A 14,466-nucleotide genomic window follows, 5' to 3' on the forward strand; every position below is an offset into this window, starting at 1 on the left:
ATCTCTATTTCTGCACCACCGATGCCCGGCTGCAATCGGTCGTCAAGGAGCGCACTGCGCCGGATAAATCGCACCCGATATGGTGCTGAATTCGCAGTTGCCAAAAACGCTACGCCGGGTGGATCACGCCGACAAGGTGCGCCCAGGTGCGGGCCGTTTCATGCCGTTCGTCCGCGACGGGCTACCGTTCATACCCGATGTGCCGCCGTTGGGAGGAGCCGGGCGGCGCCGCACCGAGGTCGTACCGGTCGAGGTTCATGACCTTGGCCCATGCGGCGACGAAGTCCTGGACGAACTTCTCCCGTGCGTCGTCGCTCGCGTAGAACTCCGCGATGGCACGCAGCTCGGAGTTCGAGCCGAAGACGAGGTCGACGCGGCTACCGGTCCACTTGACCTCGCCGGTGGCGCGATCGCGCCCCTCGAAGGTTTCCCCGGTCTCGGAGGTGGGCTTCCATTCCGTGCCCGTGTCGAGCAGATTCACGAAGAAGTCGTTGGTCAGCGACCCGGGCGCCGAGGTGAAGACGCCCAGCGGCGACTGCTGGTAGTTGGCGCCCAGCACCCGCAGGCCACCCACGAGGACGGTCATCTCGGGCGCGCTCAGGTTCAGCAGGTTCGCGCGGTCGACCAGCGCGTGCTCGGGCGGCAGCCGGCCGCCCTTGCCGCTGTAGTTGCGGAACCCGTCCGCGGCCGGCTCGAGCGGGGCGAAGGACTCCACATCTGTCCACTCCTGTGTGGCGTCCGTGCGTCCCGGGCTGAAGGGGACCTGGACTTCGTGGCCGGCGGCCCTGGCGGCCTGCTCGACGGCGGCGGCTCCGCCGAGCACGATGAGGTCGGCCAGTGAGATCTTCTTGTGCCCGGTCTCGGAGCTGTTGAAGGCCTCCTGGATCCCCTCCAGGGGGCGCAGCACCTGTGCCAGGGTGTCGGGCTCGTTGACCTCCCAGCCCCGCTGCGGCTCGAGGCGGATGCGCGCGCCGTTCGCCCCGCCGCGCTTGTCACTGACGCGGAACGTCGAGGCCGACGCCCAGGCGGTCGAGACGAGCTGGGAGACGGACAGCCCGGAGGCGAGGATCCGGCTCTTGAGCGCGGAGATGTCCGCCGCCCCGACGAGCTCGTGGTCCACAGCGGGGACCGGGTCCTGCCAGCGCAGCGTCTCCCGGGGAACCAGGGGTCCGAGGTAGCGCTGGATCGGGCCCATGTCGAGGTGCGTCAGCTTGAACCAGACGCGGGCGAACGCATCCGCGAGCTGGTCCGGGTGCTCCAGGAAGCGTCGCGAGATCGGCTCGTAGACCGGGTCCATCCGCAAGGCGAGGTCCGTCGTCAGGATCCTCGGGGCGTGTGTCGTCGATGGGTCGTGGGCGTCCGGCACGGTACCGGCCCCGCCGCCGTCTCTCGGGATCCACTGCCACAGACCCGCGGGGCTCAGCTCCAGGTCCCACTCGTAGCCGAACAGGGTCTCGAAGAAGCTGTTGTCCCATCTCGTCGGGGTGGGTGTCCAGGTGCCCTCCAACCCGCTGGAGATGGCGTCCGCGCCCTTTCCGGTGCCGTAGCTGCTCTTCCAGCCCAAGCCTTGCTCCTCGAGGGGGGCGCCCTCGGGGTCGGGGCCGAGGTGGGCGACCGGGTCGGCCGCGCCGTGGGTCTTGCCGAAGGTGTGGCCGCCCGCGATCAGCGCGACGGTCTCCTCGTCGTTCATCCCCATGCGCCAGAACGTCTCGCGGATGTCTCGGGCCGCGGTGAGTGGGTCGGGGACGGTGTTCGGTCCCTCCGGGTTGACGTAGATGAGGCCCATCTGGTCGGCGGCCAGAGGGTTCGCCAGCTCCCGGACGCCGCCGTGCCGTTCATCGCCCAGCCAGGCGTGCTCGGGACCCCAGTAGACGTCCTCGTCGGGCTCCCAGACGTCCGCCCGGCCGCCGGCGAAGCCGAAGGTCGTGAGGCCCATCGTCTCCAGGGCACGGTTGCCCGCGAAGACCATCAGGTCGGCCCAGGAGATCTTGCGGCCGTACTTCTTCTTCACCGGCCAGAGCAGCCGGCGCGCCTTGTCGAGGTTGCGGTTGTCCGGCCAGCTGTTCAGCGGTGCGAAACGCTGCATGCCGGCGCCCGCGCCCCCGCGGCCGTCGGCGACGCGGTACGTACCCGCCCCGTGCCACACCATCCGGATCATGAGCGGCCCGTAGTGACCGAAGTCGGCCGGCCACCACTCCTGCGACGTCGTGAGCACCTCGTCGACGTCCCGTGCCAGGGCGCCGAGGTCGAGCGTCCGGAACTCCGCGGCGTAATCGAAGTCCTCGCCCATGGGATCGGCCACGGCGGGGTGTTTCCGGAGAATCGCCAGGTCGAGCCGGTCCGGCCACCAGTCGCGGTTGCTCGCGCCCCCCGTCGCGCGACCGCGGTGCCCGGCCGGGCCGGGAAGGCCGAGGCCACCCGCGCCCCCGGCGTTCTTCTCGCCGGCGACAGTGTCAGGACTGTCGGACACGGGACTCCTCCTTCCGGGAGCAGGGGTCGTGCCGGGCCGCTCAGATGTCCAGCGCGCGACGCACGGCCGCCGCGTGCCGCCGGGAAACCGGCACCATCTCCTTCGCCCGGTCGTCCATGACCAGAGAAAGCTCGCCCTTGAGGCCGCGCTCTATCTCCCTGATGCGGCTGAGGTTGACCACATACCGGCGGTGCACCCGCAGGAAGCCGACATCCGCCAGCTCACCTTCGAGTTTGTCCAGACTCATGGAGGCGGCCCGCAGTCGCCCCTGATCGGTGGAGAGCCATACGTCGTTTCCCTGCGATTCGGCGAAGGAGACTTCTGGCAGCCGCAGCAGCACCATCCGGTTGTCCCGCATCGCGACCAGTCGGCGCGGCTGCGCCCGAAGGTGCGCGGCCCCCTCCGCCTGGGGCAGCTGCGCCCCGCCGGAGGCACCGAACGAGACCAGGTTCCCGATCAGGCGTCCGAAGGAGAAGACGGGTCGGATGCTGATCGAGGTCGGTTCGTCGGCGAGGTGGGCGAAGATCTGCGTCGAGCCGATCCAGTCGGGATTGTGGGCCGCCTGCCTGGCGGCATACCGGGCGGCAGTGATCAGTTCGGGCAGCCCGGGGTTCCACCGCAGTGTGGGGTCGACCGCCGGGGTGCATGCCGGGACGCCCAGGAGCTCGCTTGCCATGTCGTCGGCGATCACCACCTTGCCTGCGGTGTCCACCGCGGCGAGTGCCGCACCGGAGTGCGCCCTGGCCTGGGTGTAGGCCGCGACCAACTCGGCACCGCTGTCCCGGGCGTGCCTCTTCAGCGGGCACTGGATCATGGTGGCCGCGTTCGCCAGCCAGCTTTCCGTGGCCGCAGGAAGCGGGCTGCGCCAGCGGCAGACACCGAGGACCGCGATCGGTTCCCTGGTCACCACGTCGCGCACCGCGATGCCCGCGCCGACCCAGTCGTGGAGCGCCTGGCACCAGTGTTCCGCGCCCCTGATCCGCACCGGGCCGTGCGCCTCCAGCGCCGTGCCCATGCCGTTCGTGCCGACCGCGCACTCGGACCAGCAGAACCAGGGCGCCAGATTGGACTCACCGGCTCTGGCGAGCGTGGCCTGGTCACCCCACTCGGCCAGGATGCGGCCGGTGGCATCGGTGACAGTGACGACGCCCCCGAGGCTGCCCACCTCATGTGCCACGGAGGCGGCACGAAAACCCAGCTCAGCGAATACGACATCGTGCTCGGGCGTGTGCTCGAGCTCCGCGACGGCCACCGGAGCCTCCGTGAGGTGAGGATCGACCCGGTACTGCTCTCGGCAGCGATGCCAGGAGATCGCCACCAGGGGCCGGACATCCGGGACCTGGTCCACGCCCTGCACGAACCGTTCCCATGCCGCGAGCACGGTGCCGCTGTCCAGGTTCGCCGAGCTGGGTTCAAGCCGACGTACATGCCTCATGGTTCAGAACCGTCCTTGGTCCATCCCCGACGCCCGACGGTGTGAGCGCCGTCCGCGCCGGTCGCCGCTCCTCGCGGCCGGGCCGGCAGCGGACTGGGGCCCGCGTCGCGCGTCCTCCTGCTTCGTCACTCGTTCCAGGCTGTGTCACAGGCCTGCACTCCCCACCCTAGGTACCGTTGTCCACCGGCGCACGTGCCTCTCCAGGCCACCCGGACGAACTTGGAGCAGGCCGGGAGCACGCCTGACCGCTCCCGGATCCGTGACTCGGCCGACAGGAGGCCGACCCTGCGGAGCGATGCGGATCGCTTGCCGGCCTCGACGCCCGAGCCATAGTCCTGACCTGCGGGTTCGTCCAAGTATTCGATCTTGGACTTGATGATGTACCGGCGGCCCGGTGCAGACCCCAGGCACCGGCCAGGCGGTTCCGGCCGTAGCCGTACTTCTCGGCGATCTCCGGTGGCGTGATCTCGTAGCCGTCCCTGCGGCGCAGGGCGACGGTCGCAGGCGCAGGACCCTCAGGTTGGGGTTGTTCGCATCATCGACAGTCTCATTGAACGCGGGCAGCCGAAGATCGTGGCAACGCCCGGAGTTCGTGACGGGGCTTCACCCTCATCATGATCCACCGCGATGGTCTACGAACGCCCCATACGGGACCGCCTCAGGCGATCGCGCCGGCCGGGATGGCCTGCTCCGTCCAGATGATCTTGCCGGTCGTGGTGTAACGGGTGCCCCACCTGTGGGCGAGCTGGGCGACGATCAACAGGCCCCGTCCTCCCTCGTCAGTGGTCCGCGCATGGCGGAGACGTGGAGAAGTACTGCTGGCGTCGGAGACCTCGCAAATCAGGCCGCGATCCCGGATCAGACGCAGACCGACTGGTCCGGCCGCATGCCGAATGGCATTGGTGACCAGTTCGCTGACGATGAGTTCCGTGGTGAACGTCAGATCGGGGATCCCCCACTCGGACACCTGCTGGATGGCGAGGGTACGGGCGTGCGCGACGGCAGCCGGATCGCTGGGCAGGTCCCAGAAGGCCACCTGGTCCGGGGCCAGGACGCGGGTCCGAGCGAGGAGCAGGGCCGCGTCGTCGGGCGGTGGGCCGGCCAGGAGAGTCTCGATCACTCGTTGGCCGGTCTCCGTCAGGGAAGGCAGGGGCGCCGCGAGGGCATTGCCCAGCCGGGAAAGCCCGATGTCGATGTCCCGGTCGACCGATTCGATGAGGCCGTCGGTGTAGAGGGCGATCAGGCTGCCTTCGGCCAGCTCTGTCTCGATGGACTGGAAGGGGAGGTAGCCGAGGCCGAGTGGTGGTCCGGCGGGCAGGTCCAGGATGTCGGCGGCGCCGTCGGGGCCGACGATCATCGGGGGGAGGTGGCCGGCCCGGGCCATGCTGCACCGCCCGCTGACCGGGTCGTAGACGGCGTACAGGCAGGTGGCGCCCAGGAACGCGGTGCCCGTCGCCTCGCCCTCCGCCGCCGTGGGAGCATCGGCGTGCGCTCCCATGAGACCGATGACCAGGTCGTCCAGATGAGCCAGTAGCTCGTCCGGGGAGAGGTCGAGGTTGGCGAGCGTGCGCACGGCGGTCCGCAGGCGCCCCATGGTCGCTGCCGCATTGATGCCGTGCCCGGCCACGTCTCCCACGACCAGTGCTACGCGTGCGCCGGAGAGCGGAATCACGTCGAACCAGTCGCCGCCCACACCACTGGGGACATCCGCGGGGAGGTACCAGGAGGCCATCTCCAGAGCGGATCCTCCGGTCAGGTCCTGCGGCAGCAGGTAGCGCTGCATGGACCGGGCCGCGGTGCGTTCGCGGGTGAAACGGCGTGCGTTGTCGATGCACACCGCCGCGCGGGAGACGAGTTCCTCGGCGAGACGTGCGTCGTCGTCCTCGAAGGGGCCCAGTCGCCGGGAGCGAGCGAACGTCGCCACGCCCAGGGTGACGCCGCGTGCCCGCACCGGAATCACCATCACCGAGCGGAGGTCGTGGTCGAGGAGCGAGGCACCCAGCGTCTCGTCCATGGTCAACCACCGACTGCTGGCGCCGTCCAAGATCTTCTCGACCAGGGTTCTACTCTCCATCAAGCAGCGGGTCACCGGCGACGAAGGGGCTCGCCGGACTGTCTCCCCCACGGCCAGGGAGGCCTCGGGACAACCTTCGCGTACCGACTGCTGCGCCGCGCGTCGGATGACGGGCGCCATGCCGACCGGCCCCGGTGCCGGTTCCTCGCCCCTCATGACGCCGTCCAGCAGGTCGACGGCGACGAAGTCCGCCACGGCCGGCACCGCGTCGTCGGCCAGTTCCTGCGCGGTCCGCGTCACGTCCAGGGTGCTGCCGATGCGGGCAGCGGCCTCGTTGAGCAGGGCCAGTCGTTCCTGAGCCCGCCACCGCTCGGTGATGTCGATGATCATGTACCACACGCCTACGTTCCGGTCGTGGCGGTCCTTCATCGCGAAGAAGGAGGCGGAGATCGCCCGGGTTCGGTCGGGCTCCGAAAGGTTCGCCCCCCGGTATTCGAAGTCCATGACCGGGGACCCGGTCTCCAGGACGAGCCGCATGCGCTCCTCGAAGGCCTCGGCCTCGGCCTTCGGCAGTACGTCCGCCATCCGCCGCCCCAGCCTCCGTTTCAAGGGGATCTGCTGGTCGAGTGGCTCGTTCACCCAGACGTACCGAAGGTCCGTGTCGAGGACGGCGATGCCGACCGGTGCGTGACGGAGGAAGGGGGTGAGCATCAGCTGACTGACCCCGCCGCCCGGCATCCTCCAGAAGGCCCGCTTCGGAGGCCGGCCGACGAACCTGCCGAAGACCAGTGCGGCGATCGTGGCGACCAGGACACCGGGGAGCATCTCGTAGATTCCCGACCAGGGGGGACCGAGCAGCGGAGTGACCTGTTTCCACAGGAGCACCGTGGCCGCACCCGACACGATCCCGGCCACCGCGCCGGCCCAGGTCATGCGCGGCCAGTAGAGCGACAGCAGGACGACCGGGCCGAAGGCCGCCCCGAACCCCGCCCAGGCATAGCCCACGATGCCCAGCAGCCCGCCACCTCTGAGCGCGATCAGGGAGGCCACCAGTGTCACGACGACCACGGCGGAGCGCCCCACCCACACCAGTGCCTTGTCCGAGGCTCGCCGGTTGAGGAACGCGTGGTAGAAGTCCTCGGTGAGGGCGACGGACGACACGAGGAGCTGGCTGTCGGCGGTCGAGATGATCGCGGCGAGGACGGCGATCAGCATCACCCCGGCGCCCCACGGGCTGAACAGGATGCGGCTCAGGTTGATGTACACCGTCTGTGGGTCGTGGAGCGGCTTGCCGGTCTGCGCGATGCCCAGCAGGCCGACGAACGTGGCACCGGCGAGGACGACGGTGACCCAGCCGGTTTCGATGCGCCGGGCTGCCGGAACGGCCCTGGTGCTGCGGATGCCCATGAAGCGGGCCAGGATGTGGGGCTGGCCGAAGTAGCCGAGGCCCCAGGAAAGAAGCGAGATGACAGCGACGACGCCGAGCGATCCGCCGCCTGCGGACCACCGGCCGTCGATGAAGTCGACTTTGGCACCCATGTCCAGCAGGCCGGGTGTCTTGCTGTCGAGGGACTCACGAAGCGGCCCGAAGCCGCCGAGCGCCGTGATACCGACGATGGGAAGCACGAGCAGGGCGAGGAACATCAGCGTGGCCTGCATGACGTGGGTCAGGCTCACGGCGAGGAAGCCGCCCAGACATGAGTAGACGACGATCACCAGGGCGGTCAGGGCCATTCCGGACCGGAACCCGGCACCGAAGATGTGCCCGAACAGCAGTCCGCCGGCCACCAGCCCACTGGCGACGTACACGGTGAAGAAGACGAGCGTCACCGCCGCCGAGACCATACGGAGCATCCGGGTACGGTCCTCGAACCGCTCCTCCAGGTAGGCCGACAGGCTCACGGCGTTCCCGGCACGCTCGGTGTAGGTGCGCAGCCTCGGCGCGACAAAAAGCCAGTTGAGATAGGTGCAGACCACCAGCCCGACCGCGATCCAGCTGGCGCCGACACCGGACGCGTACACCGCTCCGGGGAAGGCGAGGAACAGCCAGCCGGACATGTCGCTGGCTCCAGCGGACAGGGCGGCGACGACGGCGGGGAGCCTGCGGCCGCCCAGAGCGAAGTCGGCGAAGGTGTGCGTTCGGCCGTAAGCCCAGATCCCTGTTCCGATCATGACCGCCACGTACACGAGGAACGTGGCCACGATCGGCGCACTCAAGTCGGACATAATCCCTCGCCTGTGAGGTTTGTGAGCGCGGGCGCGGCTACCGCACGCCTGGCAGCCGTTAAGGACCTATGAACAAATCTACAGATTTCGGCCGCCGATGACCGACGGCGGCGCCCCTCCCGCGGTGACGGTCAGTCGCGGGGGCCTGCTCCGGCTTGGGCAGCCGCCCTTGACCTTGAGAGTGCGTGCGACAACGTCGATCTGGGCCTCGATGTCAGTGCCGGGCCGCTCGACCAGTCCCTCGGTGCAGAGCGCGAGAGCACTGTCCGGCGGCAGCGGCTGAGGCGTCCGCTGGAACAGCCCCCTGGGCCGCACGAGTCGTTGACACCCAGCGATACACCGACCGGTACCGGGAGCAAACGGGTGAAGCCGGCGATGACCGGAAGGTGTCCAGCGCGAACACAGGGTCACCTCCTGGGCGCCCTGGTCGATCTTTGCGCAGGTCTTCAAGGGGGTGGTGACGTGCGATGTCCCTGCGATGGGCCGGGGCACGCGGTATACGCAGGGTGATGGGCTGACCCCTTCCGCAAGACCGCTGCGAAAGATTCGGCTCGGCCTGGCCCCGGCCGGGAGCGATGGCTACGGCGGTTCACGAGAAGCGCACCGCACAAGACGTAAGCACCGTCGGAGCCTGGAGCTGGATGTCGGTGCGGACGTCCACGTCGCGGGAGTCGCTCCCCGTGAAGGTGCCACGTCCTCGCCCCGGTGCTTGCGGTGGCGCGGCCGGTAGATTAATTGGGAGGTCACGCCCGGCTGTAACAGCACGTTGCCGCAATCGACGAGCGGCGCCAGGAGCGGCCCCGCACCCGCATCACCGGTCGTGTGCCCACGCCGGCCCCAGGTGCGGGCGCGTGGCGGCAGCTCGGTGAACTGCGGCTCAGACACGGCGGACCCGCGGAGGCGAGCGCACCCCTCCTGTCCTCGCGCCAGGCACGACGCCAGCGTTCCACCGACCGCTCACCCACCCGACGGTCCTTCGCGATCACCGCGGCGCAACCAGCGGGCCCATCGTCCGGCTGAGCGGCGGATCGGGTCGCTCGGGGCTCGTTCTGGCAGCAGCCATCGGCCTGAAGACGCCTACGAAGCTGTCCGATCAAGACCGCTGGGTTCTGGGTGCAGGGCGGGCCGGCGGCATGCAGCATCGGTGCGGTGTGCCGCTCGGGACGATGCCCGCCCTCGGCCGGGACACGGCTTCGGGGGGCCTCAGCGTCACCGGGCAGCGGCACGGGCCGGCGCGCCACCGGGGCGTCCGACCCAGCGGCGGCCGCAGTGCTCGCAGGGTGGGGCGCCCTGCGGCGTGTACGGGGGGCAGCGGCGGTGTTGTCGCGGTAGAAGACCTCCCACTCGGCGCCGAGAGCGTCTCGTCAGCGCTGGATTTCGTAGTCGACGCTCCAGCGGTGCCGGCACGAGCCGCAGGTGAACTCCAGTGTTCGACCCCGAGTTCGGTGATCACTGCCCTGCACCTCCCATCCGGTGTGCGGCCCGGCCCGGGGTGCCGACAGGGCCGCGTCGACCTCCTCCGCACCCCGCCAGACTTGACAAGCTAAGACTCAAGTTTTATCCCATAAAGGTAGGCAAGGGAGTAGGAAGTCGCAGCTCAGCATGGGCAAGGGAGGTGGCTGGACGTGCGGGCGCCGGAGCCGGAATCTGACCTGTACGCGGTGCTGGGAGTGCAGCCCTGGGCGGCGGCCGAGGCGATCACCTCGGCCTTCCGCGCCCGGGTGCGGGAACTGCGCCCCGACACCCGTGTGGACGCGGATACCACCGCACGGTTCGGTGAAGTGCGGGCGGCGTACGAGACGCTGCGCGATCCCGTCCTGCGGGCGGCCTACGACCAGCGCCTCGAGCGCACGTTGTCGGCGTCTGATCGAGGTGCTGCCCCCACAGTGCCGGCGCGGCCCGCACGGCGGTACGCCGTGGTGCTCGGGGACGTCCGGCGTGAGCCGCCGCTGCGCGCGGGACCCGTCCGGTGGATCCCCGGCCGGTGAGACGAAGAACGAGGTGAGGACGAGAAGGGAGCGCACAGATGGCACGTGCGGTCGGTATCGACCTGGGTACGACGAACTCGGTGGTCTCGGTCCTGGAGGGCGGCGAGCCCACCGTCATCACCAACACCGAAGGAGGGCGGACGACCCCGTCGGTGGTGGCGTTCTCCAAGAACGGTGAGGTCCTGGTCGGCGAGGTGGCCAAGCGGCAGGCCGTGACGAACGTGGAGCGCACCGCACGCTCCGTCAAGCGGCACATGGGCGACCACGGCTGGCGTTTCCCCGAGCACGGAGACGTCGACGGCAAGCGGTACACCGCGCAGGAGATCTCCGCGCGCGTGCTGCAGAAGCTGAAGCGGGACGCGGAGTCCTATCTGGGTGAGGACGTCACCGACGCTGTGATCACCGTGCCCGCGTACTTCGACGACACCCAGCGGCAGGCGACCAAGGAGGCCGGGGAGATCGCGGGCCTCAACGTGCTGCGGATCATCAACGAGCCGACGGCGGCCGCGCTGGCCTACGGCCTGGACAAGGAGAACGACCAGACGGTCCTCGTCTTCGACCTCGGCGGCGGCACCTTCGACGTTTCCCTGCTCGAGATGGGTGAAGGTGTCATCGAGGTCAAGGCCACCAACGGCGACACCCACCTGGGCGGTGACGACTGGGACCAGCACATCGTCGACCACCTCGTCACACAGTTCAAGAACCACTACGGCGTGGATCTGTCCAAGGACAAGATGGCCGTGCAGCGCCTCAGGGAGGCGGCGGAGAAGGCGAAGGTCGAGCTGTCGTCGTCCACCGAGACGACCATCAACCTGCCCTACGTCACCGCCTCGGCCGCGGGCCCACTGCACCTGGACGAGAAGCTGACCCGCGCCCAGTTCCAGCAGCTGACCGCCGATCTGCTGGAGCGGTGCAAGGCCCCGTTCCACAACGCGATCAAGGACGCCGGGATCAAGGTGTCCGACATCGACCACGTGGTCCTGGTGGGCGGCTCCACGCGCATGCCAGCCGTGACCGAGCTGGTCAGGGAGCTGACCGGCAAGGACCCGCACAAGGGCGTCAACCCCGACGAGGTCGTCGCCGTCGGCGCGAGCCTGCAGGCCGGTGTCCTCAAGGGCGAGGTCAAGGACGTCCTGCTGCTGGACGTCACCCCGCTGTCCTTGGGCATCGAGACCAAGGGCGGCATCATGACCAAGCTCATCGAGCGCAACACCACCATCCCGACGAAGCGTTCGGAGATCTTCACCACCGCCGAGGACAACCAGCCGTCGGTGACCGTGCAGGTCTACCAGGGCGAACGGGAGATCGCCGCGTACAACAAGAAGCTCGGCATGTTCGAGCTGACCGGCCTGCCCCCGGCGCCGCGCGGGGTGCCGCAGATCGAGGTCACCTTCGACATCGACGCCAACGGCATCATGCACGTCTCCGCCAAGGACCTGGGCACCGGCAAGGAGCAGAAGATGACCGTCACCGGCGGCTCGGCGCTGCCCAAGGACGACATCAACCGCATGGTCCGCGAAGCGGAGCAGCACGCCGAGGAAGACCGCAAGCGGCGTGAGGCGGCCGAGACCCGCAACCAGGGTGAACAGCTCGTCTACTCCACCGAGAAGCTCATGCAGGACAACCCCGACAAGATCCCGGCGGACGCGAAGAGCGAGACCGAGTCGGCGCTGGCCGAGCTGAAGGAGAAGCTGAAGGGCGAGGACACCGCCGCGATCCGGCAGGCCATTGACCGCACCGCCCAGGCGGCGCAGAAGATCGGCACCGCCCTGTACCAGCAGTCCCAGGCCGAGCAGCCGGCCGGTGCCTCAGCGGGCGGTGGCACGAGCGGTGCTTCGCCCGAGGAGGACGTGGTGGACGCCGAGATCGTCGATGACGACAAGCCGGAGGCTGGCTGACGATGACCAGAAGGAGTCCGCAGAGCACCGAGGTGGACCAGCTGCGGCGCCTGGTGCAGGAGCGGACCGCGGACCTTCAGCGGGTCAAGGCCGAGTACGACAACTACCGCAAGCGGGTCCGGCGGGACCGCCTGGCCGTGCGCGAGATCGCCGCGGCCAACGTGGTCCGGGCGCTGCTGCCCGTGCTGGAGGCCGTCGACCGGGCGTGCGCCCACGAACCGCTCACGCCCGGTCTGAAAGACATCTCCGACAGCCTCAAGGAGCAGCTCGGCTCGCTGGGCGTGACCTCATTCGGTGGGGTGGGCGACCGATTCGACCCGGCCTGCCACGACGCTCTGACGCACCATATCGCCCAGGCGGACGGCTTGGTGTGCTCAGCGGTCCTGCGTCCCGGATACCGGCTGGGCGAGAACCTGCTGCGCCCGGCGACTGTGGAGGTCACCGGGCCGGCCCCGCCCGCGAGCAGCGCACCGGCACCCGAATACGGCGCACGGGGGTCATCCGCCCGCCCCGACAAGCCGCGGTTGCCTGTCGTGCGGACCTGACAGGCTTGCCCCTACCTGGGTACCGGGGAAGGGGGCATCGCCTTCGACGCCCTGAGATCACTGACAAGCGGAGGTGACGAACCATGCAGCACCACGAATTCCTCGCTCGCGTACGCGAGCTCGGCGAATACGCCAGCCAGGACGAAGCCGCGAAGGTCACCGACGCGGTGCTGAGCGTGCTCGCCCAGCGCATCAGCCCCGGTGAGGTCGACGACCTTGCCTCCCAGCTGCCCGCACCGCTCGGACAGGCACTGGCCCAGGCCAAGCAGGCGCAGGCCGAGAGCTTCGGAATCGAGGAGTTCTACCGCCGGGTCGCCGAGCGCGTCGGCGCCCGGCCGCGCACCGCACAGTGGGACGCCAGCGCGGTCCTGGCCACCCTGGCCGGCGCCGTCTCCGGCGGTGAGCTGAACCAGATCATCAGCCAGCTCCCCTCCGGCTACGCCGTCCTGTTCGGCAAAGCCGATCTGGCCAGCTGACACCAGAACCCCCGGGGGGCACCCCGAATACGGCCACGCCGCCGGCATTCGGACCAGCATCGGTCCGCTCGGCCAGGATGCCCATGTATCCCGATCGCCGGGCGCCGAGCGCCGAGCCTCGCGAGATCGCCCCCAGCGAGTCCCGTGAGGCGATCTCCGGCTGAGCGACGGCGGCCGGGGCGGGCCGAGGGATGGAGGACGGGCACCTGGTCTCCCCCTCACCCGCATTTGTCCCCACCGGAGCCATGAGACGAAGAAGGGTGGTTGCCACGTGACCCTGCGACGCGAAGCCTTTCTCGAGCAGGTGAAGGAACGCGGCGAGTACGAAACGGAGCACGAAGCCGAGCGGGCCGCGCGCGTGGTCCTCGCCCTGCTGGGTGCCCACCTGGTCGGCGAGGTGCGCGCCCATCTGGCGGCGCGCCTGCCAGACGAATTCGCCCTGATCCTGCTCAACCCCCTGCAGAGCGCCGAGCCGCTGACGCCGGAGAGGTTCGTACGGGCGACGGCAGCCTGGATCGAGGGAGCCACCGAGCAGACCGCGGCCTGGGACGTCAGCGCCGTCCTCAGCACCGTCGCCGACGCCGCCGGCCACGACCTCCTGGACCAGGTCCTGCTCCAGCTCCCGACAGGCTACGACCTGCTCTTCGGCCGCCCCCAGCCCACCTGACCCGCATCCGGTGCCGCACCCCTGCCACGCACCGGGTGCCAGCGAAAGAAGGACAAACGCCCCAGGCCCGCAATCAGCAAGGCGGACGGCTTCCACGGCCCGTCCCGAGGCATCCGTAGCGGATCTTCTCCAGCATCGGCGGGAAGCGTCGCGGCGGGCGGAAGTGCTGGGCGGGGCGCTCAGCCCCTCGATGGTGGGCTTCCTCTTCCTGGACCGGGAGAAGTTCGCCGCGTCCTTCGCCGCCGACCGGCTCACCGACGACGAGCGCCAGCCACGCCGTGTACGTGTCCAAGCCCGCCGAGGTCGCCCCTCGGGACGCAGGTGGCGTGGGGCTGCTGGATGCTGATCCTGCGGATCCAGTCGCCCTGTGGGAGGGGCGCGGTGCTCATGCTGCCCGCCCCCATGCTGCCGTCCCCGGGCGTCCGGCGCGGGGGCCGTTGATGGACGGCACCGTGGTGTTCGCGGGCGAGGCGATGGCCGCGCGGCCCGAGTGCTTGCCGTCGTACAGGGCGGCGTCGGCGGCCCGCTGCAACACGGTCAGGTCACCGATGCCAAGGACGTCGGTGGTCGCGGCACCGACCGAAGCGGGGACGTCGACGGTGCGGCCGTCCTCGAGGACGACGGGGGTGTGCAGCCTGCGGACCAGTTGCGCGAGGCGCTGCTCCAGGGGCGCGGTGGGCATCTGGACGAGGCGGCGCTGCCCGGACTACCGGCGGATCATGGACGTGGTGCGGCAGGCGGACAGGC

9 protein-coding genes and 1 pseudogene are annotated in these 14,466 nt (G+C 69.7%); 5 read left to right on the forward strand and 5 right to left on the reverse strand.

Annotated elements, in window-relative coordinates; all coding sequences use genetic code 11:
- Positions 1-181 precede the first annotated feature (181 nt).
- The 4 genes and pseudogenes from katG to FHS34_RS44355 form a co-directional block, all read right to left on the reverse strand.
- Positions 182-2,470, reverse strand: a complete 2,289-nt coding sequence (gene katG / locus FHS34_RS09265; RefSeq protein ID WP_184963154.1) for a catalase/peroxidase HPI — start codon at positions 2,468-2,470, stop codon at positions 182-184.
- A 40-nt stretch (positions 2,471-2,510) separates the two neighbouring features.
- Complete coding sequence (locus FHS34_RS09270) at positions 2,511-3,905, reverse strand: DNA-binding protein (protein WP_184963156.1); 1,395 nt, start codon at positions 3,903-3,905, stop codon at positions 2,511-2,513.
- Between the two features lie 658 nt (positions 3,906-4,563).
- On the reverse strand, positions 4,564-8,145 hold the full coding sequence (putP, locus tag FHS34_RS09275; RefSeq protein ID WP_184963159.1) for a sodium/proline symporter PutP: 3,582 nt from the start codon (positions 8,143-8,145) through the stop codon (positions 4,564-4,566).
- A gap of 616 nt (positions 8,146-8,761) precedes the next feature.
- Positions 8,762-9,009, reverse strand: a pseudogene (locus FHS34_RS44355) (IS630 family transposase); the annotation flags it as partial.
- A gap of 761 nt (positions 9,010-9,770) precedes the next feature.
- On the opposite strand from FHS34_RS44355, the gene FHS34_RS09280 reads away from it, so the two are divergent.
- From FHS34_RS09280 to FHS34_RS09300, 5 genes are all read left to right on the forward strand, one after another.
- Positions 9,771-10,133: a J domain-containing protein gene (locus FHS34_RS09280; protein WP_184963160.1), complete on the forward strand. Its 363-nt coding sequence runs from the start codon at positions 9,771-9,773 to the stop codon at positions 10,131-10,133.
- Positions 10,134-10,171: 38 nt separating this feature from the next.
- Positions 10,172-12,031, forward strand: a complete 1,860-nt coding sequence (dnaK, locus tag FHS34_RS09285; RefSeq protein ID WP_184963162.1) for a molecular chaperone DnaK — start codon at positions 10,172-10,174, stop codon at positions 12,029-12,031.
- A gap of 2 nt (positions 12,032-12,033) precedes the next feature.
- Positions 12,034-12,576: a nucleotide exchange factor GrpE gene (gene grpE / locus FHS34_RS09290; RefSeq protein WP_184963165.1), complete on the forward strand. Its 543-nt coding sequence runs from the start codon at positions 12,034-12,036 to the stop codon at positions 12,574-12,576.
- 83 nt (positions 12,577-12,659) lie between these two features.
- Positions 12,660-13,052 (forward strand): DUF2267 domain-containing protein, encoded by a 393-nt coding sequence (locus tag FHS34_RS09295; protein ID WP_184963167.1) that lies wholly within the window; start codon positions 12,660-12,662, stop codon positions 13,050-13,052.
- A gap of 271 nt (positions 13,053-13,323) precedes the next feature.
- On the forward strand, positions 13,324-13,719 hold the full coding sequence (locus FHS34_RS09300; protein ID WP_184963169.1) for a DUF2267 domain-containing protein: 396 nt from the start codon (positions 13,324-13,326) through the stop codon (positions 13,717-13,719).
- Between the two features lie 385 nt (positions 13,720-14,104).
- Here FHS34_RS09300 and FHS34_RS09305 read toward each other — a convergent pair whose 3' ends face one another.
- The gene (locus tag FHS34_RS09305; protein WP_184963172.1) at positions 14,105-14,401 is read right to left on the reverse strand and encodes a nucleotidyl cyclase domain-containing protein; all 297 of its coding nucleotides are present in this window, start codon (positions 14,399-14,401) and stop codon (positions 14,105-14,107) included.
- Positions 14,402-14,466: the final 65 nt, after the last annotated feature.

This window comes from Streptomyces echinatus, from assembly GCF_014203595.1.
In the GTDB taxonomy this organism is placed as follows: Bacteria; Actinomycetota; Actinomycetes; order Streptomycetales; family Streptomycetaceae; genus Streptomyces; species Streptomyces echinatus.

What these genes read in the sequence shown, in the direction of transcription:
- FHS34_RS09270 (WP_184963156.1), bottom strand. Translation starts at nt 3,905, where the DNA reads ATGAGGCATGTACGTCGGCTTGAACCCAGCTCGGCGAACCTGGACAGC.
- putP (WP_184963159.1), bottom strand. Translation starts at nt 8,145, where the DNA reads ATGTCCGACTTGAGTGCGCCGATCGTGGCCACGTTCCTCGTGTACGTG.
- dnaK (WP_184963162.1), top strand. Translation starts at nt 10,172, where the DNA reads ATGGCACGTGCGGTCGGTATCGACCTGGGTACGACGAACTCGGTGGTC.
- grpE (WP_184963165.1), top strand. Translation starts at nt 12,034, where the DNA reads ATGACCAGAAGGAGTCCGCAGAGCACCGAGGTGGACCAGCTGCGGCGC.
- FHS34_RS09295 (WP_184963167.1), top strand. Translation starts at nt 12,660, where the DNA reads ATGCAGCACCACGAATTCCTCGCTCGCGTACGCGAGCTCGGCGAATAC.
- FHS34_RS09305 (WP_184963172.1), bottom strand. Translation starts at nt 14,401, where the DNA reads ATGCCCACCGCGCCCCTGGAGCAGCGCCTCGCGCAACTGGTCCGCAGG.